At 54.5% G+C, this 21,186-nt stretch carries 20 protein-coding genes; 14 read left to right on the forward strand and 6 right to left on the reverse strand.

What is annotated here, in order from left to right:
* Positions 1-4 precede the first annotated feature (4 nt).
* The 9 genes from ACAW75_RS20235 (at position 5) to ACAW75_RS20275 (ending at position 11,155) form a co-directional block, all read left to right on the forward strand.
* Positions 5-1,423 (forward strand): DUF1593 domain-containing protein, encoded by a 1,419-nt coding sequence (locus ACAW75_RS20235; RefSeq protein ID WP_370730563.1) that lies wholly within the window; start codon positions 5-7, stop codon positions 1,421-1,423.
* Positions 1,424-1,474: 51 nt separating this feature from the next.
* Entirely contained in the window at positions 1,475-2,464 is a 990-nt protein-coding gene (locus tag ACAW75_RS20240; protein WP_370730564.1) for a D-ribose ABC transporter substrate-binding protein, read from the forward strand.
* The gene (locus ACAW75_RS20245) at positions 2,461-3,135 is read left to right on the forward strand and encodes a DUF2291 domain-containing protein (protein ID WP_370730565.1); all 675 of its coding nucleotides are present in this window, start codon (positions 2,461-2,463) and stop codon (positions 3,133-3,135) included. Before ACAW75_RS20240 ends, ACAW75_RS20245 begins: the two co-directional genes overlap by 4 nt.
* A gap of 65 nt (positions 3,136-3,200) precedes the next feature.
* Positions 3,201-4,748: a sugar ABC transporter ATP-binding protein gene (locus ACAW75_RS20250; RefSeq protein WP_370730566.1), complete on the forward strand. Its 1,548-nt coding sequence runs from the start codon at positions 3,201-3,203 to the stop codon at positions 4,746-4,748.
* A 133-nt stretch (positions 4,749-4,881) separates the two neighbouring features.
* The gene (locus ACAW75_RS20255; RefSeq protein ID WP_370730567.1) at positions 4,882-5,862 is read left to right on the forward strand and encodes an ABC transporter permease; all 981 of its coding nucleotides are present in this window, start codon (positions 4,882-4,884) and stop codon (positions 5,860-5,862) included.
* A gap of 90 nt (positions 5,863-5,952) precedes the next feature.
* Positions 5,953-7,443: an FGGY family carbohydrate kinase gene (locus ACAW75_RS20260; RefSeq protein ID WP_370730568.1), complete on the forward strand. Its 1,491-nt coding sequence runs from the start codon at positions 5,953-5,955 to the stop codon at positions 7,441-7,443.
* A gap of 114 nt (positions 7,444-7,557) precedes the next feature.
* On the forward strand, positions 7,558-9,021 hold the full coding sequence (locus ACAW75_RS20265) for a nucleoside hydrolase-like domain-containing protein (protein ID WP_370730569.1): 1,464 nt from the start codon (positions 7,558-7,560) through the stop codon (positions 9,019-9,021).
* A 13-nt stretch (positions 9,022-9,034) separates the two neighbouring features.
* On the forward strand, positions 9,035-10,546 hold the full coding sequence (locus tag ACAW75_RS20270; RefSeq protein WP_370730570.1) for a DUF1593 domain-containing protein: 1,512 nt from the start codon (positions 9,035-9,037) through the stop codon (positions 10,544-10,546).
* 231 nt (positions 10,547-10,777) lie between these two features.
* Positions 10,778-11,155 carry a LytR/AlgR family response regulator transcription factor gene (locus ACAW75_RS20275; RefSeq protein ID WP_370730571.1) on the forward strand — a complete coding sequence of 126 codons (378 nt, stop codon included), beginning with the start codon at positions 10,778-10,780 and terminating at the stop codon, positions 11,153-11,155.
* A 5-nt stretch (positions 11,156-11,160) separates the two neighbouring features.
* Here the strand turns inward: ACAW75_RS20275 and pyk are convergent, their stop codons facing one another.
* The gene (gene pyk / locus ACAW75_RS20280; protein ID WP_370730572.1) at positions 11,161-12,600 is read right to left on the reverse strand and encodes a pyruvate kinase; all 1,440 of its coding nucleotides are present in this window, start codon (positions 12,598-12,600) and stop codon (positions 11,161-11,163) included.
* Positions 12,601-12,816: 216 nt separating this feature from the next.
* On the opposite strand from pyk, the gene rpmH reads away from it, so the two are divergent.
* The 4 genes from rpmH (at position 12,817) to tsaB (ending at position 16,282) form a co-directional block, all read left to right on the forward strand.
* Positions 12,817-12,984 (forward strand): 50S ribosomal protein L34, encoded by a 168-nt coding sequence (rpmH, locus tag ACAW75_RS20285; RefSeq protein WP_207328580.1) that lies wholly within the window; start codon positions 12,817-12,819, stop codon positions 12,982-12,984.
* A gap of 128 nt (positions 12,985-13,112) precedes the next feature.
* A complete protein-coding gene (locus tag ACAW75_RS20290; RefSeq protein WP_370730573.1) occupies positions 13,113-13,670 on the forward strand; it encodes a ribonuclease P protein component in 558 nt (185 codons plus the stop codon).
* 78 nt (positions 13,671-13,748) lie between these two features.
* Positions 13,749-15,404 (forward strand): S41 family peptidase, encoded by a 1,656-nt coding sequence (locus tag ACAW75_RS20295; protein WP_370730574.1) that lies wholly within the window; start codon positions 13,749-13,751, stop codon positions 15,402-15,404.
* A gap of 158 nt (positions 15,405-15,562) precedes the next feature.
* Positions 15,563-16,282 (forward strand): tRNA (adenosine(37)-N6)-threonylcarbamoyltransferase complex dimerization subunit type 1 TsaB, encoded by a 720-nt coding sequence (gene tsaB, locus ACAW75_RS20300; RefSeq protein ID WP_370730575.1) that lies wholly within the window; start codon positions 15,563-15,565, stop codon positions 16,280-16,282.
* A 53-nt stretch (positions 16,283-16,335) separates the two neighbouring features.
* On the opposite strand, the gene ACAW75_RS20305 is transcribed toward tsaB, so the two are convergent.
* The 5 genes from ACAW75_RS20305 to ACAW75_RS20325 all read right to left on the reverse strand — a co-directional run bounded on the left by ACAW75_RS20305 (position 16,336) and on the right by ACAW75_RS20325 (position 20,515).
* On the reverse strand, positions 16,336-16,647 hold the full coding sequence (locus tag ACAW75_RS20305; RefSeq protein WP_370730576.1) for a DUF3817 domain-containing protein: 312 nt from the start codon (positions 16,645-16,647) through the stop codon (positions 16,336-16,338).
* A gap of 35 nt (positions 16,648-16,682) precedes the next feature.
* Positions 16,683-17,150 carry a hypothetical protein gene (locus ACAW75_RS20310; protein WP_370730577.1) on the reverse strand — a complete coding sequence of 156 codons (468 nt, stop codon included), beginning with the start codon at positions 17,148-17,150 and terminating at the stop codon, positions 16,683-16,685.
* A 53-nt stretch (positions 17,151-17,203) separates the two neighbouring features.
* Positions 17,204-18,133 (reverse strand): helix-turn-helix domain-containing protein, encoded by a 930-nt coding sequence (locus ACAW75_RS20315; RefSeq protein ID WP_370730578.1) that lies wholly within the window; start codon positions 18,131-18,133, stop codon positions 17,204-17,206.
* A gap of 70 nt (positions 18,134-18,203) precedes the next feature.
* The gene (locus tag ACAW75_RS20320; protein WP_370730579.1) at positions 18,204-18,794 is read right to left on the reverse strand and encodes a gluconate 2-dehydrogenase subunit 3 family protein; all 591 of its coding nucleotides are present in this window, start codon (positions 18,792-18,794) and stop codon (positions 18,204-18,206) included.
* On the reverse strand, positions 18,791-20,515 hold the full coding sequence (locus ACAW75_RS20325) for a GMC oxidoreductase (protein ID WP_370730580.1): 1,725 nt from the start codon (positions 20,513-20,515) through the stop codon (positions 18,791-18,793). Before ACAW75_RS20325 ends, ACAW75_RS20320 begins: the two co-directional genes overlap by 4 nt.
* 155 nt (positions 20,516-20,670) lie before the next feature.
* On the opposite strand from ACAW75_RS20325, the gene ACAW75_RS20330 reads away from it, so the two are divergent.
* Positions 20,671-21,102 (forward strand): DUF2141 domain-containing protein, encoded by a 432-nt coding sequence (locus tag ACAW75_RS20330; protein WP_370730581.1) that lies wholly within the window; start codon positions 20,671-20,673, stop codon positions 21,100-21,102.
* Positions 21,103-21,186 lie beyond the last annotated feature (84 nt).

The following is a 21,186-nucleotide window of genomic DNA, read 5'->3' on the forward strand; positions in this document are numbered from 1 at the left end:
ACACATGAAAACAGCACGTTCGTTTATCGGCCTGCTTCTCATCTCGGTTGTCGCACTGGCCACACAGGCGCAGCCATCGACCCAAAAATTGCGCGTGCTGGTCTTGACCGACATCGAAAATGAACCCGACGATGCGCAGTCGCTGGTGCGGTTTCTGACCTATTGCAACCAATGGGATGTGGAAGGCCTGATCGCCACAACATCTGTTCATCAGCGAAACCGGATTGCGCCCGAGCGCATTCGGCGTATTGTGGAAGCTTACGGTAACGTACGCGCCAACCTGTTGCTGCATGAAAAAGGTTACCCCGAAACAACGTACCTACTGAGTCGGATCAAGTCGTCGATTCCTAAATATGGGATGGATGCCGTTGGCCCGGCAAACGATTCCGAAGGGTCGGAACATATTATTGCCACCGTCGACAAGGCCGACGAACGCCCCATCTGGGTACCGGTATGGGGTGGCGCCAACTGCCTGGCGCAGGCGCTTTGGAAAGTAAGACAAACCCGTACTCCTGCCGACGTCGACAAGTTCGTCGCCAAACTGCGGGTCTACACCATTTCTGACCAAGACGATACGGGTCCCTGGCTTCGTAAAACGTTTCCCAACCTGTTCTATATTGTCAGCCCCGGCTTTCATGAAAAAGGGGGGTACGAACATTCCACCTGGCGAGGGATCAGCGGCGATGTATTTCCCTACGCCCCTGGTTTCGCCGGACCCGACTCCAACCTCGTCAATAACGCCTGGCTCGACGCTAACATCCGTAAAAACCACGGACCACTGGGGGCCGAGCATCCGCATACGGATTACATCATGGAAGGCGATACGCCGAGCTTCTTTGGCCTGATTACTAACGGGCTGAGCGACCCGGAGCACCCAAATTACGGAAGCTGGGGGGGGCGGTACGAGCTATACACGCCCCGCACCCGCAAGTGGTTCATGGAACCCGAAACCCGCCCCATCTGGACCGACGTCGACGATCAGGTGCAGGGAGTTGATGGGGGTTGGTATGAGAGCAACAAGGCCACCATCTGGCGGTGGCGACAGGCCTACCAGCATGATTTTGCCGCTCGCATCGACTGGACAACCAAACCGTACAAAGAGGCCAATCACCCGCCCGTTGTCAAGCTGGCGCACCCGAACGAGTTGCGGGCGAAAAGCGGCGAGAAGGCCACGCTGAGCGGCGACGGCTCGGTTGACCCTGATGGGAACGAGCTCGCGTACGATTGGATCTACTACCCGGAAGTGGGTACCTATTCGGGGTCGCGGTTGCCCGTTGTGACAAACCGAAAGCAGAAAGTAGCTTCCCTGATCGCGCCTAAAGTGACCAGGCCTGAAACGATGCATTTCATTCTGGCCGTCACCGACAACGGAACACCGTCCCTAACGCGCTACCAACGCGTAATTCTGACGGTATATCCGTAATGCGGGGGCTAAGCCGAAGAGAATAGAAGAAGTAACCCAACTCCTAAACACATGAACTCTTTCTTAGACTTCCTGCAACTGACGCTTCGAAAGGTGGTGCCGCCCCCAAGGGTACCTGGGCTTCTCTGCTTCGCCCTGCTGATGGGCGCCTGCCACTCGGCTAACAACCCGGCCACTACGCCGAAGAAGATGGCGGTCATCGTCTCAACGCTCAACAATCCCTGGTTTGTGGTGCTGGCCGAATCAGCCGCTGCCGAGGCAAAAGCCCTCGGCTATGAAACGAAGATTTTTGATTCCCAGAATAACACAGCCCTGGAAGCCGATCACTTCGAAAACGCCATCGTGTCGGGGTTCAGCGCCATTCTGCTCAACCCAACCGATTCCGACGGGTCGATCGTGAACGTGATGAAAGCGAAAGAAGCGGGGCTGCCCGTCTTCTGCATGGACCGGGAGGTGAACGCATCGGGCGCGGCAACAGCGCAGATCCTGTCCGATAATTATTCGGGTTGTGTGGCGATCGGAGAGGCCTTCGTGAAAGGACTGAATAAGAAAGGAACTTACGTTGAAATGCTGGGGCTGGTGGGCGATAACAATACCTGGAACCGCTCAAAAGGCTTTCACAGCGTTGTTGACCGGTACCCCGGCCTGAAAATGGTTGCCCAGCAAAGCGCCGATTTCGACCGCAACAAAGCCATGGACGTGCTGGAATCCATGATGCAGGCGCACCCGGATATCGACGCGGTCTTTTGCGGCAACGATGCCATGGCTATGGGCGCATATCAGGCATTGGTTGCGGCTGGAAAAGCCAATGACGTGGGGGTATACGGCTTCGACGGGGCCGACGATGTGATGCATTCGATTCGCGACCGGAAGATCAAAGCCACGGGCATGCAGTCGCCGCAGGTAATGGCTCAAACCGCCGCCCGCTATGCCAACGAATACATCAAGGGAAAGCGTGATTTTGCCCAGCGCGTGCCGGTAGCCGTTGAGCTGGTCACCCAGAAGAATATCGCGGATTATATACCCCCCGCCCGGCCATGAACCCAACCGCTGATCGTCGAAAAGCCGCCCGAAAGCCAGTAATGCCCCGCCCGCTATTCTATACGTTCGGGCTGGCGCTGCTGGCTTTAGTCATCTATAAGTCGGTCTATTTTAAAAAGCTCGACGAAGTGAAAGCTGCCGGTACGGCAGGCGCCGGTACGTTCCAGGCTTCGCCATACGCCCGCACGTTCTGGACCGGTAAGCTCCTGCCCGCCGCACCCGGAATGGCCACTGACCTGGGTACGTTGCTGACCGAGCTGAAAACGGATAAAGACAGGGCATTCAGCGCGCATTCGCACGCAATGGGCATCGGCAACATCCGCTATTTCCTGGTCAAAGGCGAAGGGACGGTCTCGGCTGTTAGCGACAACGAGGTGACGGTGGCGTTACCTACTGGCGAGGCGGTTCGGCTAGCCACCGAGTTCATCTTCGGTAATGCTGCGCGTGATGCATCGGGGCTGATCAACATCATCGAGTTCGATAACACGACCTATCTGAACAACGTCTCGGCTGAACTGAATGGCATCATCCGTGCGCAGGTAGTGCCCGTCCTGAAAGCCAGCGCCAAACCCGGCAAACCGTTGCGTTTCATCGGTGCTATGGAGCTGAACCAGGCGCATCTGCACACGGATGAGCTGACGATAATCCCGATTCAGGTTGGGTTGCGCTGATACTAGACCGTTGTCACTCGCCACAGGCAAGCGACAACGGAGAAACAAGCATCGCGAAGCAACTCGTGCATTTCCCACAACCCATCGCCAAGCCTAAACCCATGCTGATAGCTGATCATATCACCAAACGATTTGCGGGCGTTACGGCGCTCGATGATGTCTGTCTGGCGTTCGAGGCGGGGCAGGTGACCGCCGTGATCGGCGAAAACGGGGCGGGTAAATCAACCCTGATGAAGATCCTGTCGGGCGTCTATGCCGACTACGACGGGCAGATTCGCTACAAAGGGCAGCCCGTCCGGTTTGCGTCCGTTCGCGACGCGCAGGCTTGTGGTATCAGCATCATTCACCAGGAACTGAACCTGATTCCGTACCTGACCATCACCGAAAACATCTTTCTGGGCCGTGAACTGACCACACGCTGGGGCACACTGGATCAGAAAGCCATGCGGCAACGTACCCGGCAACTGCTCGACGAGTTAAAGCTACCGCTCGACCCGGATAGGCTAATGGCCGGCTTGAAAGTGGGTCAGCAGCAGGTGGTTGAGATTGCCAAAGCCCTGCTCGAAGAATCGGAGGTGATCATCATGGATGAACCGACTTCGGCCATCACGGAAAGCGAAGTGGCCGTCCTGTTTCGTATTATCAACGGGCTTCGGCAACAGGGAAAAGCTATTGTTTACATCTCGCACAAACTGGACGAGCTGTTTATGATTGCCGATCGCTACGTGGTGCTGCGCGATGGCAAATCCATTGAATCGGGCGAAATGAAGGCTATTGATCGCGATAGCCTCATTCGCAAAATGGTTGGTCGTGACGTGCAGCTTATCCGCCGGTCAGTGGGTGCTGTTCCGCCGGTAACAGCTCGTCAGCCACTGCTTTCGGTCGACCATATTTGCCTGACGCATCCACTGAGACCTGGCGAATTACAACTTAAGAACCTATCGTTTACGGTCGGCGCGGGGGAGATCGTGGGCATCTTTGGTTTGATGGGAGCCGGGCGTACCGAACTGCTTGAAACACTGTTTGGCCTGCATCCACGACGTACCCGGGGCACTGTCCGACTGGATGGCGAACGGGTATCGATACAAGATCCCGCCAGCGCTATCGAGGCAGGTATGGCGCTTGTTCCTGAAGATCGTAAACGCGACGGGCTGGTGCTGGGTATGGCTGTGCAGGAGAATATCAGCCTTACCGCGCTGGAACAGGTTGAACGCGGTGGCTTGCTGAACAACGCCAGAGAGACAACCCTGGCCCGGAAATACATGACTGACCTTCGTATCAAAACATCGTCGGAAAAGCAGTTGGCCCGACACCTGAGCGGGGGCAACCAGCAGAAGGTGGTGCTGTCGAAATGGCTGGCCACGCACCCTCGCCTGCTGATGCTCGACGAACCCACACGCGGCATAGACATCAATGCCAAGAACGAACTCTATAAACTCATTGAGCAACTGGCCGCCAACGGCATGGGCATCATCGTGGTATCGTCGGAGATTCCCGAACTGCTAACCATTGCCGATCGCATTCTGGTCATGTGTGAAGGCTGCCTCACCGCCGAACTGCCCATTGCCGACGCCACCGAAGAGGTCATTCTGAAAGCTGCCATATCGACATGAATGCAGGACAGGAGAAAAGGAAGAAAGGAGGACGGGGCGTCGCATAATCACCCGGTTTATCAAGCCGTCACTTACCCTTCGATCTACCATCCCTCCATTCCTCCTTTCGCCCACACTCCCTTTCCTCCTTCTTATGCCCTTCAGCCTGCAACCCTATCGACCCGTCCTGGTCAAATTTCAATCGCTGATTGCCCTCTTTATCTTGTGCCTGGGCATCAGTCTGCTCTCCGATAAGTTCCTGACGGGCGCTAACTTCTGGAACGTAATGCGACAGATTTCGGTCAACGTCTGCCTTTCCACCGGCATGACGCTCGTGGTACTCACCGCCGGTATCGACCTGTCGGTCGGGTCGGTACTGGCCCTGTCGGGCGCCATCACGGCGGGATTGCTGCGTACTGGGATTCAACTGCCGGGCGCCAATCTGTACATCGGTTTTACTGTGCTGGGGGCAATGCTGGCCGGCATGACCACAGGCTCGGCATTGGGCTGGTTCAATGGCTGGACCATCACCCGGTTCAAACTGCCGCCCTTCGTGGCTACGCTGGCCATGCTCACCATGGCGCGCGGCCTGACCATGCTCTGGACCGAAGGCTTCCCGATTACGGGCCTGGGCGACTCCTTCACGTACCTGGGAACGGGCTGGCTGCTGGGCATTCCGGTGCCGGTCTGGCTGTCGGCGATCATCGTTGGGGCGGCCGTACTAGTTACCGATAAAACCCGGCTGGGCCGCTACATCTACGCCATTGGGGGGAGCGAAAGCGCGGCGCGACTGTCGGGTGTGAACGTCGAGCGTATCAAGGTCGCGGTCTACACGATCGCCGGGGCACTGGCGGCGGTGGGTGGGTTGCTGGTCACCTCGCGGCTCGATTCGGCGCAACCCAATGCCGGTACCAGCTACGAACTGGATTCTATTGCGGCCGTGGTCATTGGCGGTACTTCCTTGTCGGGGGGGAGGGGCAGCATTCTGGGCACGGTGCAGGGCGCGCTCATCATCGGTGTGCTGAACAATGGCCTGGTGCTGCTCAACGTGTCGCCGTTCTGGCAGCAAGTGGTGAAAGGGGTCGTGATCCTGCTGGCCGTCATCATCGATAAATCGAATGCAAAAAACGAGTAAGGTTTTGCTTCGCGAAGCACGATGCACGCGAAGCCATACGCTACGGTAAAAAACAACTCTACCGCACCCCATCCCAACTCTACCTAAACTATGACTGAGCAGCCTTACATTCTTGCCATCGATCAGGGAACGAGCAGTACCAAAACGTTGATTTTCAACGGCGATGGTCAGGTTGTTGCCCGTGCGTCGGAGCCACTGAAAACGCAGTATCGGGGGGATGGGTACGTTGAGCAGGACCCCGAAGAAATTTACCGTAACGTACTGACGTCAGTGGGTAAATGCCTGGGCGATTTTGCGGCATCGGGCGGTAATCTGCCTAGCATTTCTGTTGGGGGCATCTCGAACCAGCGCGAAACGTTTGTGGTCTGGAACCGGGCTGGCGAACCGTTGCACCAGGCCATTGTCTGGCAATGCAAACGCTCCATCGCCATCTGCGAACGCCTGAAAGGGGAGGGGCTGGAACCAACAGTTCGCCAGAAAACGGGCCTCTTTATCGACCCTTACTTTTCGGGTACCAAACTCATCTGGCTGAACGAAAACGTTGAATCGGTGCAACAGGCCATCCAATCGGGCAACGCATTCTTCGGCACGGTCGATACCTGGCTGTTGTATCGGCTGACCAACGGAGCCTGTTACCTGACCGACTACACCAATGCCTCGCGGACGCTGTTTTTTAACCTGCAAACCCTCCGTTGGGATCAGGAACTGCTGGCTCGTTTTGGCCTGTCGAACCTGAATTTACCCGAACCGAAACCATCGTCAGCTCATTTTGGCGAATCGACCTTCAACGGCCTGTTCGATCATGCGGTTCAGCTGACGGCGATGATCGGCGACTCGCACGCGGCGGCGTTTGGCGAAGGCTGTTTTTCGACGGGAACTGCCAAGGCCACGCTGGGAACTGGTTGCTCCCTTATCATGAACATTGGTCCTGACCTGAAAGAATCGGGCCACGGTATGGTGTCTACGATCTGCTGGAGCACCGAAGAGCGGGTCGATTATGCGCTGGAGGGCGTTATCGTCACCTGCGGAGCCACCATCGAATGGCTGAAAAATAGCCTGGAATTAGTCGCTGAGAGCCGGGAGACAGAGGCGCTGGCGCTGAACGTACCTGACAACGGCGGCGTGTACCTCATTCCGGCCTTCAGCGGCCTGGGCGCACCGCACTGGCAAATGGACCGGAAGGCGTCGATCTCCGGTATGACCTTCGGTACGACCAAAAACCACCTTGTTCGGGCGGCGCTCGAATCAATTCCCTTTCAGATCAAGGATGTAGTGGTGGCCATGGAGGAGGACACGGGTATTCCACTGGCCGAACTGATGGTCAACGGCGGCCTGACGAGCAATGGCTTCGTGCTTCAATTCCTGGCTGATTTGCTGGGAAAACCGGTGATAAACAAAGGAATGCCCGACGTATCGGCGCAGGGAGCCGCCTACCTGGCTGGTCTCCAGGCGGGGATTTTTCAGGATTTAGCCCATTTAGAGCGTATTGTCACCCAAAAATCAACTGTCTTGCCAACGACCGCTATGGCCGCTGTCAGGGGGTATGAAGGTTGGCAAAACGCTGTCGCTAAAGCGTATTGATGCGCTTCGCAGACCTAGTTTAAAAAATTGCTTCGCGCGGTGGTCGAAGGGCCTAGCGAAAGCAACCTACAGCGCGAAGCAATCGCACACACGATAAGTAGCCAACGTACCACCATGACCCCTCTTTCCATCAAACGGTGCCTCACTTTGCTGAGTATTTTCAGCTCACTTTCGCTTGTTGCACAGCCGAAACCGAACGTACCTGAGCGGCTCCGCGTGCTGGTGCTGACCGATATTGAAGCCGACCCCGACGATTCACAATCGTTAGTGCGATTGCTGACCTATGCCAACCAATGGGATATTGAGGGGTTGATCGCCACGACATCCATTCACCAGAAAACGCGGGTTGCTCCCGAAACCATTCAGGCCCTTGTCGCCGCCTACGGGAAAGTGCAGCCCAATCTGCTGAAACACGAACCCGGTTATCCAACGGCGCAGACACTAGCCGCCAAAATCAGGAAAGGCCTGCCAGTCTACGGAATGGCCGGCGTAGGGGAGGGCCACGATTCGGAAGGGTCGAACTGGATCATCAAGGCATTGGAAAAGCCCGATGAGCGTCCGCTATGGGTATCCGTTTGGGGCGGGCCCAATACGCTGGCGCAGGCCCTCTGGACGATCAGGAAGACGTATCCAGCCGACAAGGCCGAAAAACTATACCGCAAGCTACGGGTCTATACGGTTTCCGATCAGGACGATTCCGGCCCCTGGATTCGGAAAACATTTCCGGGTATCTTCTTTATCTGTAGTCCCGGTTATGGCTACGAACAGGCCACCTGGCGCGGTATCAACACCACCGAGGCGGGCACTCATGCCGAGCTGATCAGTAACGAATGGCTGGCTAAACACATACAGCAGGGGCACGGGCCAATGGGAGCCCTGTACCCGGATGTAGCCTATGGCATGGAAGGGGATACCCCCACCTTTCTGGGTCTGATTCCAAACGGGCTGAACGTACCTGAACACCCGGACTACGGCGGCTGGGGCGGCCGGTACACGTTGTATCAACCAACCACATTGCCGCCGCGCGGGCGGTTTGCCCGTCCCGACTTTCCGGCCGATGAACCCGAGACCCGCCCCATCTGGACCAACGCCGCCGATTCGGTTTACACCGATGCATTGCCCCGAAGATCGTATGCCGAACCTGCTGATAGGCCGGGAGCCAAGAGCATTTTTGCCACCATATGGCGCTGGCGGGCCGACTTCCAGCACGATTTCGCCGCCCGGATGGACTGGTGCACAAAATCATACGCCGAAGCCAATCATCCACCCAAACCCGCGCTGGCGCATCCCGATAACCTGACGGTCCACTCGGGTGAACTGTTCCACCTGAACGCTGCGGGAACAACTGACCCCGACGGTGATTCAATGAGTTATCTTTGGTATCACTATCCGGAAGCGGGCACGTACCCAGGCCGCATTAGCTTCCGGCCCTACGCGTCTAATTTGTACGATCTGCCCGTCATGGCACCCACCGTCACAGCGCCGCAGACCATTCAGTTTATCCTGAAAGTAACCGACAAAGGCACACCGGCCTTGACCCGATACAAACGCGTGATTGTGCATGTACTTCCCAACTAACCTGCTGCTCCCCATGAAGCTACTTCTGTATACAGCCAGCCTCCTGACACTGTTGGGGCAACCGATTTTCGCTCAGAAAAAAACACCATCGCCGACGAAGGCACGTACCATTGTAACAACCGACGGCGAGGTGGATGATGTGGACACGTTTATACGTATGTTGCTGTATAGCAATGAGTTTAACCTTGTCGGGCTGGTATACAGTAGTTCGCAATGGCACTACAGGGGCGACGGTAAGGGCACAACGTTTACGTCCGAAATGGCCAGTACGGCCAAACGGTACGGCGAACGGACCGACCTGCGCTGGCCCGGCACTACCTGGATGGAAACATACATCGACAAGTACGCGCAGGTGTATCCCAACCTCATCAAACACGCCAGCGGTTACCCCACGCCAACGTACCTGAAAAGCCTGGTGCGGATAGGGAATATCGACTTCGAGGGCGAGATGGACCACGACACCGAAGGCTCGAATTTCATTAAAAAAATCCTGCTCGATAGCGACCCAGGCCCGGTGTTCCTGCAAATATGGGGTGGAACCAACACGGTGGCAAGAGCGCTGAAATCCATTGAAGATCAGTACGAAGGCAAGCCAGAGTGGGCGTCTATCCAGAAAAAAGTGTCTGACAAGGCCATTATCTACGCCGTGCTGGATCAGGACGCAACCTATCAGAAATATGTGGCGCCCCACTGGCCTCGTATCCGGGTGCTTTATAATTCAGACCAGTTCTGGAGCTTTGCCTACCTGTGGCCCCGCGTGGTGCCGGCCGAGTTGCAAACGTACCTGAAAGGATCGTGGTTTTCCGGGCATATCAAGTTCGGTCACGGTCCGTTACTATCGTCCTATTTTTTATGGGGCGATGGCCAGAAAATTGCCGGTGACCCCGAACATACGCATGGCGACCCGGCCGAGGCCAAAAAATATAACCTGGGCCAGTATGACTTTATTTCGGAAGGCGACTCCCCGGCCTACTTTTACCTGATCGACGTTGGCCTGCGCAGCCTGGAGGATGTATCGTATGGCGGCTGGGGCGGTCGTATGGTGAAATCGCCAGCGAATCCGTTCCGTTGGGAAGATGGCAAGACAGTGACCGACTATGACCCGTACACCAGAAAACAAGAGACCGCCTACCCACAAACACGCTGGATTCCGGTATTACAAAATGATTTTGCCGCCCGCGCCGACTGGTGTGTGAAACCGTATAAAGAAGCCAATCATGCACCCGCCGTTACGCTTAATCACGCCCGTGATCTTCGGGTAAAGCCTGGGCAGCTGGTATCGCTCAGCGGGTCTGCTACCGATCCCGATAACAACAACGTCTCGTACCGCTGGTGGCAGTACGAAGAAGCCGGCACGTACCCCGGTAAGGTTGAGTTCAAGCAAGCCGATCAGGCAAAAACGTCGTTCAAGGTACCTGGCAATGCCGTGGCCGGTCAGACAATCCATCTCATTCTGGAAGTGACCGATCAGGGAACGCCCGCCCTGACGCGCTACCAGCGGGTGATTGCTACTATTGCTGATTAAGTGAACGGCCGGTAATTATACCGTGCCATATTCCTCACCATCGCCGCTTTTTCAATGGAAATTTATTAGTCGATGACCTCAAATTTGGTTCTAGTAAACTAAGTAGGGTTGTTCAGTTAACATATTCTGAGGTTTTTAAACAGTAGCCGGGCCAGCCGTTCATTTTGGCATCATTTTAGACTGTGGTATAGATATGAGTAAGTCTATAACGCACTGTGTGCCAGTAAATTAATGAAACGGATTCCCTACAAGCGCGGCGAACAAACGTTTGAGGCTAAAAACGTTGCTTATCTGATCGGAGAGTCTAACTACTCCCACGTTCATCTGATCAGTGGTGAGGTGGTGCTATCCTGCCGAAACCTGAAATGGTTTGAAGATCAGTGGCCTACGTTCCTACGGCTGCATAAAAGCGCGTTGATCAACGTAAACTACGTGCAGTATTATGCCGTTGGCGAATCGAACCGGGTGGTGATGCGTGATGATGCTCAACTACTGATTGCCAGACGGCGCGTGCCGGAAGTGTTCAGCCTGCTGACAGCAAAAAACATCCAAAAAAAAGAGGATGAACCGGTTTTCGCCGACTCACCCTCTTTTATGCGTGCTCACTAAAGGCTTTAGTCTACCACACTGAGTTTCACCGTGTTGGTTTTGCGTTGTTGTGATAGCGGCATACTCAGCGTATTCACAAAAATATCGCCCGATTCGAGCGAACCACGGGCAATCAGCGTCTGCTTAATGGCTTCAACAGTCTGGTCAACCGTAATCTCGGTATCAGGCTCGAACGGAATCACCTGAACGCCCCAGTACAAGCCCAGCACATTACGCAGGCGGGCATCGGGCGAGAACACGTAGATCGACGCCTTGGGTCGGTGATGCGACAACCGAACGGCCGTATACCCCGATGTAGTGATGCCAATAACTGCTTTAGCGTGCGTATCGCGGGCCAGGCGGCAGGCGCTCATCACCACGTTATCGTTCAGGACGTTCTCGCTGGGGTGGTCGTTTACCTGCGTGTGGTAGCGGTAATAAATCTTGTCGGTATTGGCTTCTACGTTGCGGATCGTTGCCGACATGTTTTCAACGGCCAGCACCGGATAGCTTCCCGACGCGGTTTCGGCCGAGAGCATCACAGCATCGGCACCATCCATCACCGAATTGGCTACGTCGTTGATTTCGGCGCGGGTGGGGCGGGGGGCATCGATCATACTTTCGAGCATCTGCGTAGCCACGATCACCGGTTTGGCGGCGCGGTTACACTTCTCGACCAGCATTTTCTGAATCATCGGCACCTCTTCAGCGGGGAGTTCAACCCCAAGGTCGCCCCGGGCTACCATGATCGCGTCGGTCGCTTCAATGATCGCGTCGATGTTCACGATGGCTTCGGGCTTTTCAATCTTGGCCACCACGCGGGCCAATTTGCCTTTCGACTTGATATAATCTTTAATTTCCAGAATTTCCTGCGCTTCCCGTACAAACGAGAGGGCGATCCACTCCACGTCGTGTTCTAGGCCAAAGTCGAGATCGGCCCAGTCTTTATCGGTTACTGATGGCATCGATACTTTCGTGTTGGGCAGGTTCACGCCTTTTTTCGACTTCATGGGTCCGCCGTAAACTACTTCGGTTACGACGTCGGTGCCATCCACACCCATAACTTTCACTTCCAGTTTACCATCGTCGAGCAGGATACGCTCACCCGGCCGCACGTCGCGGTACATGCCTTTGTAAGGCGTACTGACCCGGTTGGCCGTACCGATCATTTCTTCATTGGTGAACACCAATTGCTGACCAGCAATGATCTGAACCCCGTTTTTAGGATCTTCAACGGCACCAATCCGAATTTTGGGCCCCTGTAAATCCTGGAGGACACACAGGTTCATGTTGTACTCGGCATTGATTTCTCGGATGCGATTCAGGCGCACGAGGTGATCTTCGTGGGTACCGTGCGAGAAATTGAGTCGGAACACGTTGACACCCGCGTGGGCTAATGCCAGTAACTGTTCTTTGGTTTCAGAGGCAGGGCCAACGGTGGCAACAATCTTGGTTCTTTTGAACATGGGGTAACTGAAGAATAACTGAAGCAGGAGGTATCGGGTGCAAAAATAGCAGGTAGTTTCAGGATTCAAGTGTCAAGTTTCAAGTGGGTCGACATAATAGCGAAGCCACTTGAAACCTGAGACTTGAAACTTGTAACTTCCATTTTGCCGTTCCAAATGATTCTGCTATTTTTGCGGACTCAATTCAGGAACAGGCATTTTAGTCACAAGTATACAATGAAAAGAACCTACCAACCGTCGAACCGCAAGCGTCGGAATAAACACGGATTCCGTGAGCGGATGTCAACGCCCAACGGGCAGAATGTAATTGCTCGTCGTCGCGCCAAAGGCCGCTGGAAACTGACCGTTTCTGACGAGAAAAAAGGCGCTCGTTTCAAAATGTAATTACCAGCCAACAGTCAATTTTCCGACAGTTGCCTGTAAGGGGCGTTGCCGAGTCACAAACTAGTGGCTTAGCAACGCCCCTTACGACTTACAACCCCTTACGACTTCTTCTGACTTCCGAAGGAACCATGCGCCACACCTTCCCCAAAACAGAACGGCTGACCAGTCAGAAGGTCATTGACCGGCTTTTTCACCGGGAGAAGCCCGGCGCCCCACCGACTGAAAAACCGCCTGGTGACGCCCCGCTGACGTTCTACCATTTTCCATTCAGGGTACTTTATTTTCGGCATGCCCCCGACAACGTACCTGAGCGACCAGCGGGTGGGCCGGGTACGTTGCCACAAGTGCTCTTTAGCGTACCCAAACGGGCATTTAAAAAGGCTGTTGACCGAAATGCCGTTCGGCGTCGAGTGCGGGAAGCTTACCGGTTGCATAAGCATCGGCTGCTGGTTGGTGGTCATGCGGTTACGAGCCGGGAACTCAGCGGCCCTGTCGGTCCGGGCGCGGGCGGACAGGACGGCCCGCCCCTACAAATCAACCCGTTGGGGCAAAAGGCACAGCCACTTATTGGGCCGGTGGCGCAGATTGTGTTCCTCTATACCGCGAAGACAAAAATTTCGTTTGAAGAGATAGAAAAAGGCATGAAATTAGCCTTGAAAAAAGTGGCCGGTGCCAAGGTTCAGTAGTTTCAACTGGCGTTGGCTCTTCAGAGCTGGCCAGACATGCGAAGTACCTGGCACCTGACACTTGAAACTCCTCCCCCTATGCGTCTTTATAAGAAACTGATACTTGGCACATCGGCCCTGCTTGTTGCGGGTGGGCTGACCGCCTTTACGCGCGATGATCGGTTTTTCGAGATCGCCCGGAACCTCGACATCTACGCTACCATGTTCAAGGAACTGAACATGTATTATGTGGATGAAGTGAATCCCAACCGCATGGTGAAAACGAGTATCGATGCGATGCTGAAGTCGCTCGATCCGTACACCAACTTCTATGCCGAAGACGACATCGAAGATTACATGACCATGACTACCGGCCGCTACAACGGCATTGGGGCAACCATCGGTACGCGGCAGGAAAAAAGCATCGTGATGATGCTGTATGAAGGAACACCCGCCGAAAAATCGGGTCTGCTGATTGGCGACGAGATTCTGAAGATCGACGGTGTTGACATTAAAACCCGCCGCGATGCCGATCCTGGTAAGCTGCTACGGGGCCAGACGGGTACGGCTGTAAAGCTAACCGTGAAGCGGTTCGGTCAGAAAGAACCGGTCGACATTTCGGTGATGCGCGACGTGGTGAAAATGACCAACGTGCCTTACTACGGGATGTTGAATGACGAAGTCGGCTATATCGATCTGAAAGATTTTATGGCGGCGGCTGGTCGTGAGGTACGTGCCGCTTACCAGGAGTTGAAGGGGAAAGGCATGAAAAAGCTGGTGCTTGACCTCCGCGAAAACCCCGGCGGATTACTCGACCAGTCGATTGATATCTCCAATATTTTCATTCCGCGCGGTGCTGAGGTGGTTACAACCAAAGGCAAAGTGACGGAGTGGAACAAGACATACTCGGCGCTCTCGCCCGCACTGGACACCGAAATGCCGGTGGTTGTGCTGACGAATAACCACTCGGCTTCGGCCGCAGAAATCGTGTCGGGCGTTATTCAGGACTACGACCGGGGCGTACTGATTGGACAGCGCAGCTTCGGTAAAGGACTGGTGCAAACCACCCGCCCGCTTTCGTTCGGGACACGGATGAAGATCACGACGGCCAAGTATTACATTCCGAGCGGCCGCTGTATTCAGGCGATCGACTACAGCCACCGCAACGCCGATGGTAGCGTCGGTAAAATTGCTGATTCGCTGCGTACGGCCTTTAAAACAAAGGCGGGGCGGACAGTCTATGATGGTGGAGGCGTAACGCCCGATATCCAGACAGAAGCGCAAACGCCATCTCCACTGGCGTTGAGCCTGACCAACAAGGGCCTGATCTTCGATTATGCGGTCAAGTACCGGCATGATCATCCGACCATAAAACCGGCCCGTGAATTCAAACTGACCGACGCCGAATACCAGGAATTTGTGAAGTGGGCGGGCGATAAAGAGTACGACTACACCACGCAGGTGGAAAAAGACCTGGGTGTGCTGGAAGCGTCGGCCAAGAAGGAAAAATACTTTGATCAGATCCAAAACCAGTTACAGGCCCTGAAGTCAAAGATGTCGCACAGTAAAGATGCCGACATGAAGACGTTCCAGACCGAAATTCGGGCGCTGCTTGAACAGGAGATTGCCGGTCATTATTACCTGCAGAAAGGCATTAAAGAAGCCTCGTTCAGTACGGATACCGACATTAAGACTGCTCTCGATTTGTTCAAGGATATGGGCAAATATGAACGGATATTGAAAGCAGGGAAATAAGGGGAGGAAAGGAGGAAAGGAGGAAAGGGGGAAGGGAGGAAAGGAGGAAAGGTTGCTGACGCCAGTGTATCTGCTCTCGCGTCAGTAACCTTTCTTCCCCCTTCCCCCTTTCCCCCTCTCCTCCTTTCCTCCTTTCCTCCCCTTCCTCCTTTTTTAAAATGATCCTTTCCCTCGACACGTCTACCACCGTTTGCTCGGTAGCACTGCATCAGCTTGATGGCACACTGCTGGGCTGTTATGAACTGTTTACCGAACGCACCGCCTCGTCGCGGCTGACTACGCTGGTACAGGAGGTTGTGGCGCACACAGGCCACGCCCTTGCGGCTGTTTCAGCTATTGCTGTGGCCAAAGGGCCAGGCTCCTATACGGGCCTGCGTATTGGCGTGTCTACCGCCAAGGGTCTGTGCATGGCGCTCGATAAACCGCTGATCGGTATTAATACGCTGGCTGCCATGACTGAGCAGGTACGCCCGTTTTATCAACCAGGCAAATCCACCGCCTCGGCAGACCGGCTGGGTACGTTGTTTTGCCCCATGATCGACGCGCGACGCATGGAGGTGTACTGCGCGTTCTACGACCAGAACGGGGGCGAGGTGCGGGCTACCTCGGCCACGGTGCTCGATGAAGCCTCATTTGCTGACTTACTAGACTCCCATCGGGTTGTCTTTTTTGGCGATGGTGCCGCCAAAGCGCAGCCTGCCCTGACGCATGCCAATGCTCATTTCCCACCGGTTCAGGTACGCCCTTCAGCGCGTACGGTAGGTACGCTGGCGGCAAAAGCATATGTGGCGGGCGACTTCGAAGACCTGGTCACTTTCGAACCGTATTATCTCAAAGAATTCATGACCACTACGCCAAAGCAGAAGGTAAGTCAATAAGCTGATAGGGACTCTATTGGGCCTAGAGCTCCTGCCCCTATTTCAATTTCGCCTCAGTCGGGCAACGTTCGGAGGTGACGGAAAACTTTGTGATCAGCGTAAAAGGTACCTCCCGGAATGAATGACGCCAGCAGCGCCAGCATGGTTTTGCCTAAGGGCCAGTTGTATTCCGTCTTTGCCTGAATGATCGTCAGAACGTAAAGAAGAAAGAGTAATCCATGAATGGGGCCAATCAGTTGTACGGCTTCCGGATGTCCGCCGATGCGTTTCAATGGAACGGCAATGAAAACAAGGAGCAGCAGGGATAGGCCCTCAGCTAATCCGATCAGCCGTAGGCGAATTTTGGGCGAATTGAACAGGTTCATTGCTTTTTGTCAGGTAACGTTAGTCAAGTTGTTTTTTAAAAGGTGCGGATCCAGGGGCGATCAGCCAGGGGAGAGAACGGCCAGGGAATAGCCAGCAGGATTAACAGTAGCCCGGCCGTGAAATAAATGGCGGTGGTTTTAAAGCGTTGCCGGCCATCGGTTTGCCGCTTGGCTTTACTCGATCCGATGGTCATGACGATAACGGCTGTTATCATCAGGCCACTATGAATAAGGGCGAAAAAAGAGAGCGCTGGTGCTTCGCTGAAAGCAGGGCGGGTCTGCCAGTAGTAACGAATAAGCGGACTAATAATGTAGAGGTAGAACCCAACGAGAAACTGGGTATGCACAATCGACGTAGCGGCGATACGTATCGTCTGGTCAACTGGCTTGTAGGCACGTGCCTGAAGCAGGCCGCTATACGCACTGACTAGGGTAGCTAGCAGACTAAGTACTACCAGCCAGCGCAGGCTGCTGTGAATCAGAAGGATATATGGGTAAAGCATGAAAGGCAATCGCAGGTACGGGCACAAAGTTCTGCAATCCCGTTGCCTTTTAGCTAGGCCATTCCCGGCAGAAATTGGTCAGAATCAATCATTTTTCGAAAATTAACCGGGCTAACGCCGGCATACTTACGAAACAGCTTTCCAAAACCTGACTGGTCGGTAAAGCCAAGTTCGGCAGCGATTTGGCCAATAGCCATTTTCGACTGGAAAAGTAAGACTTTGGCTTCAAGTACCCGACGCTGATCGATCCAGACCGACGGTGAATGGCCTGTTCGGGCTTTAACTACTTTGTTCAGGTGATTGGCGCTGATGTGCAGCCGGTCGGCATACTGGGTTACCTGATTCAGTTGCCGGATATGGTCATCGAGCAGGCGCATAAATCGCTGAACGAGCCGGTCGCCTGCATCCGTTTGACTGGGCGTTTTTCCGGCGTAGGCCCGATTTATTTCGCTTAATGCCGCCAGAAGGTAAGGCCGAATGATATCCGTTCGACTGGCCCCCGATTCGGTGTATTCAACCAGCAACCGATTCAGCAGACTGCTCAGAAAACCCGTTTGTTGAGCCGACAAGTCAGTCAGTGGGTTGTTACTCAGTTTTAGGAAGTCGAAACTGGTCTCATGAATGGTGCTTATCAGTAATTCCTGACTAAAGAGGCTCATGAACCCGGTTGTTTCTTCCTGAATGGCGTTGATCGAGAAGATTTGCGACGCCGGAATGACAACCAGTTGCTGACTGGTAACCGTACAGGATTGATGTCCGATCGTCAGCTCAATCTGGCCGCTGGTCAGCACGAACAACACGTGATTTTCTGTTCGCCCGGGCGGCACGGGGAGTTTAATAACTGGTCGGGCAAACTCGAGTGGCGCAATGATGAACTGGTTGAAATTGGGTCGAAATCGTTGCTCCCAGGCGTCATCTTTCTCCAGAAAACGCTCGCTCGCGATGCTGGGGCTGATAGACGGGAAACTGTCATTGTTGTTCATAACGTACCTGAGAATAAATTCTGGCTTACTGTTTCCACCAAGCCAAAATCAGAGATAAGCTAGTCAAAACCTACTCATTCCATGCATTCTGCCCTTTCAATGGCATACAGGCGATAAATGGACCCGGAACAGGGTCGTAGGCCAGCACTTCTCTGCCAATTTTCTCGCTGGTATAATAGCCCAATAACGTGAGGCTTTTCAGGCGCCGGAAGAAGGCGGGTGGGCCGGCTGGTTTCAGCGTGATACCCCAAAGCGAAGGCGGGAACGGCGCTGCTTCTTTATCCAGTGTTAACAGGAATGCTTCGCGTTGGGTGGGCGTGCAGGCGACAAACGATTGGCCATTCTCTTTTTCGCACCGTTCTTCCAGGGTTTCCAACCCGGCAAGGAAATCGTTCTGATCGGCTTCGCTGAGCAGTTCGTTCAACATCTGATCAACAAACTGCGGCACACCCAGTTCTTTCGCGCCCGGCGTGCTGGTTTTGGGCAAGATTGTTTCGGTGATTTCGGCGATCGTGTTTGCCTGGTCGTTGGTCAAAAACAGGGGTTTCCAATCGAGGTGTGCTTCTTTTGTGCACGCAACGAAGGTGTCGGTCAGCGCGGCTACGGAGACCGTGTAGCCCATGAAAAGGGCCGACTGTTTTAAGGCATCTCTACGGTTCATAGCGCTTTTTTGTTCAATGAACTGGTGGCAAAATCAACGGCACGGGCAGTTAACGCCATGTACGTTATCGACGGGTTCACACACGACGATGAGGTCATACAGGCACCATCGGTAACAAATACGTTGGGTACGTTGTGAAGCTGGTTGTTGCCGTTGAGTACCGATGTGTTGGGGTCGCGGCCCATGCGCGCCGTACCCATTTCGTGAACTCCTACGCCAATACCCCCCGAATGATCGAAGGTGGTAATGTTTTTCATACCGGCCACTTCGAGCATATCGGCGGCATCGGCCATGATCTGCTTGCGCATACTCAGTTCATTCTGCTTGAATTCGGCGTCGAACACCAATACGGGCAGGCCCCACTGGTCTTTTTTATCGGGGTGGAGCGTCACCTTGTTGTCGTGGTAAGGAAGCACTTCGCCGAAACCCATCAGGCCCATGCTCCAGCCACCCGGTTTGAACAGCGATTCTTTAAACGCGGCCCCAACCCCCGGCTGACTGACCCCGCTGCTCCAGTTGCTACGTCCGGCACCGGCTCCCTGGTAATCGTACCCGCGCAGGAAGTTTGGGTTCTTCGTTTTCTCATCGAGATTAACGTACCTGGGAATAAACAGTCCGGCAGGTTTACGGCCTTTGTAATACTGGTCTTCGAACCCATCATACGTACCCATAGCCCCCACGTGGTAATGGTGATCCATGATGTTATGCCCCAGTTCGCCGCTATCGTTACCCAGCCCATCCGGGAATCGGGTTGAGGTTGAGTTCAATAAAATCTGCGTCGTGGCCATCGCGGAAGCGCAGCAAAAAAACAGGGTAGCGTAAAACTCCGTCATCTCCTTCGTTTCCGAATCCACGACGCGTACCCCGGTGACCCGCCCTGTTTTTTCATCGTAAATCAGCGAATGCACCACTGAATTAGGCCGGACGGCCAGGTTATTTGTGCGGTTGGCAGCGGGCAGCGTGGCGGCATTACTGCTGAAATAAGCGCCGTAGGGGCACCCGCGTGAGCAGCGGTTGCGGTTCTGGCATTGCCCACGCCCCAGTTCAAGGTGCCAGGGTTGCGGCTCGGTCAGGTGGGCAACGCGACCGCAGGTGACAGCTCGGGTGCCGTATTTTTTCATCACCTCCTGCTTGAAATGCTTCTCCAGGCAATTCAGGTCCATCGGTGGCAGAAATTCTCCGTCGGGCAGGTGGTCGAGCCCCAGCTTTTCGCCGCTGATGCCAACGAATTTCTCCACGTATGAATACCAGGGCGCAATGTCTTTGTAGCGGATGGGCCAGTCAACGGCGATGCCTTCGCGGGCATTGGCCGTAAAATCGAGATCGCTCCAGCGGTAGCAGTGCTTGCCCCAGGTGAGTGAGCGGCCACCAACGTGATTCCCCCGAATCCAGTCGAACCGTTTGGTTTCGATGTATGGGTCTTCGAGATCATTCGTGAAAAAATGCTTCGTACTCTCGCCAACAAATCCGCTTCGAGTCTGGATATGGTACTTCTGCTGATCGTCATAATTCAGGCCGCCACGGTGCTCCATGTCCCAATGATCCTGCATCATGGTCGGGTAGTCTTCAACATGGTTTACCAGGCGCCCTTTCTCCAGCACCAGTGTTTTCAGGCCTTTCTCACAAAGCTCTTTAGCGGCCCAGCCGCCGCTCATGCCTGAGCCGACAACAATGGCGTCGTACCGGTGTGTCTGATTTACGGTGGTATTTAGGTTTGCCATTCTGTTTGGTCTTTAGGTAAATATAGGGTGTCGGCGGAAATCTACTCAATACGTTTCCATTCGCCCCAAAATCGTGCTGTTTGTCCCACCGACCTGGTTGCCGCCGACGATTTGATCTACATTTAACCCAGTCAAAACCAAACGCATTAAACACCATGAAAACGCTTGCATTCGCCGCTACGCTGTTTGTTTCACTCGGCTTAACCGTTGCTGCTCAGGCCCAAACGAAAACCTACACACTGACCATAACCGTTGGGAACCTCGTGGAACGGAAGGGCACCGTCCGGGTTGGGCTGATCACGAGAGCGGAAAATTTTATGGGTAAGGCCGACATGGATACCGTTCTTGCCGTACCTGCCGAGGGGCCTCTGGTGATTACCTTCATTAACCTGCCCGCAGGTACGTATGCCGCCCGCTTGTATCAGGATCTGAACGATAACAAGCAGATGGATATACAGAATGGCAGGCCAGAGGAGCCGTTCGGCTTTTCTAAAATAAGTATGCTGATGGGGCCACCTTCGTTCGACGAGGCTTCCTTTCTACTGGCTGAAGACACCGCGATGAAAATTAGCCTGATCAGTTTGTAGGGAAATCAGGTGTCAGGTGTCAAGTTTCAGGTGTGCTGCTTGGGTAACGGGTTAGTAACAAGGCAGCGCACCTGAAACCTGACA

It is taken from the genome of Fibrella arboris (assembly GCF_041321095.1).
Taxonomy (GTDB): Bacteria; Bacteroidota; Bacteroidia; order Cytophagales; family Spirosomataceae; genus Fibrella; species Fibrella arboris.

What these genes read in the sequence shown, in the direction of transcription:
- ACAW75_RS20265 (WP_370730569.1), top strand. Translation starts at nt 7,558, where the DNA reads ATGACCCCTCTTTCCATCAAACGGTGCCTCACTTTGCTGAGTATTTTC.
- ACAW75_RS20240 (WP_370730564.1), top strand. Translation starts at nt 1,475, where the DNA reads ATGAACTCTTTCTTAGACTTCCTGCAACTGACGCTTCGAAAGGTGGTG.
- ACAW75_RS20310 (WP_370730577.1), bottom strand. Translation starts at nt 17,150, where the DNA reads ATGCTTTACCCATATATCCTTCTGATTCACAGCAGCCTGCGCTGGCTG.
- ACAW75_RS20315 (WP_370730578.1), bottom strand. Translation starts at nt 18,133, where the DNA reads ATGAACAACAATGACAGTTTCCCGTCTATCAGCCCCAGCATCGCGAGC.
- pyk (WP_370730572.1), bottom strand. Translation starts at nt 12,600, where the DNA reads ATGTTCAAAAGAACCAAGATTGTTGCCACCGTTGGCCCTGCCTCTGAA.
- ACAW75_RS20235 (WP_370730563.1), top strand. Translation starts at nt 5, where the DNA reads ATGAAAACAGCACGTTCGTTTATCGGCCTGCTTCTCATCTCGGTTGTC.
- ACAW75_RS20320 (WP_370730579.1), bottom strand. Translation starts at nt 18,794, where the DNA reads ATGAACCGTAGAGATGCCTTAAAACAGTCGGCCCTTTTCATGGGCTAC.
- ACAW75_RS20270 (WP_370730570.1), top strand. Translation starts at nt 9,035, where the DNA reads ATGAAGCTACTTCTGTATACAGCCAGCCTCCTGACACTGTTGGGGCAA.
- ACAW75_RS20305 (WP_370730576.1), bottom strand. Translation starts at nt 16,647, where the DNA reads ATGAACCTGTTCAATTCGCCCAAAATTCGCCTACGGCTGATCGGATTA.
- ACAW75_RS20255 (WP_370730567.1), top strand. Translation starts at nt 4,882, where the DNA reads ATGCCCTTCAGCCTGCAACCCTATCGACCCGTCCTGGTCAAATTTCAA.
- ACAW75_RS20330 (WP_370730581.1), top strand. Translation starts at nt 20,671, where the DNA reads ATGAAAACGCTTGCATTCGCCGCTACGCTGTTTGTTTCACTCGGCTTA.
- tsaB (WP_370730575.1), top strand. Translation starts at nt 15,563, where the DNA reads ATGATCCTTTCCCTCGACACGTCTACCACCGTTTGCTCGGTAGCACTG.
- ACAW75_RS20325 (WP_370730580.1), bottom strand. Translation starts at nt 20,515, where the DNA reads ATGGCAAACCTAAATACCACCGTAAATCAGACACACCGGTACGACGCC.
- ACAW75_RS20245 (WP_370730565.1), top strand. Translation starts at nt 2,461, where the DNA reads ATGAACCCAACCGCTGATCGTCGAAAAGCCGCCCGAAAGCCAGTAATG.
- ACAW75_RS20260 (WP_370730568.1), top strand. Translation starts at nt 5,953, where the DNA reads ATGACTGAGCAGCCTTACATTCTTGCCATCGATCAGGGAACGAGCAGT.
- ACAW75_RS20295 (WP_370730574.1), top strand. Translation starts at nt 13,749, where the DNA reads ATGCGTCTTTATAAGAAACTGATACTTGGCACATCGGCCCTGCTTGTT.
- ACAW75_RS20275 (WP_370730571.1), top strand. Translation starts at nt 10,778, where the DNA reads ATGAAACGGATTCCCTACAAGCGCGGCGAACAAACGTTTGAGGCTAAA.
- ACAW75_RS20290 (WP_370730573.1), top strand. Translation starts at nt 13,113, where the DNA reads ATGCGCCACACCTTCCCCAAAACAGAACGGCTGACCAGTCAGAAGGTC.
- rpmH (WP_207328580.1), top strand. Translation starts at nt 12,817, where the DNA reads ATGAAAAGAACCTACCAACCGTCGAACCGCAAGCGTCGGAATAAACAC.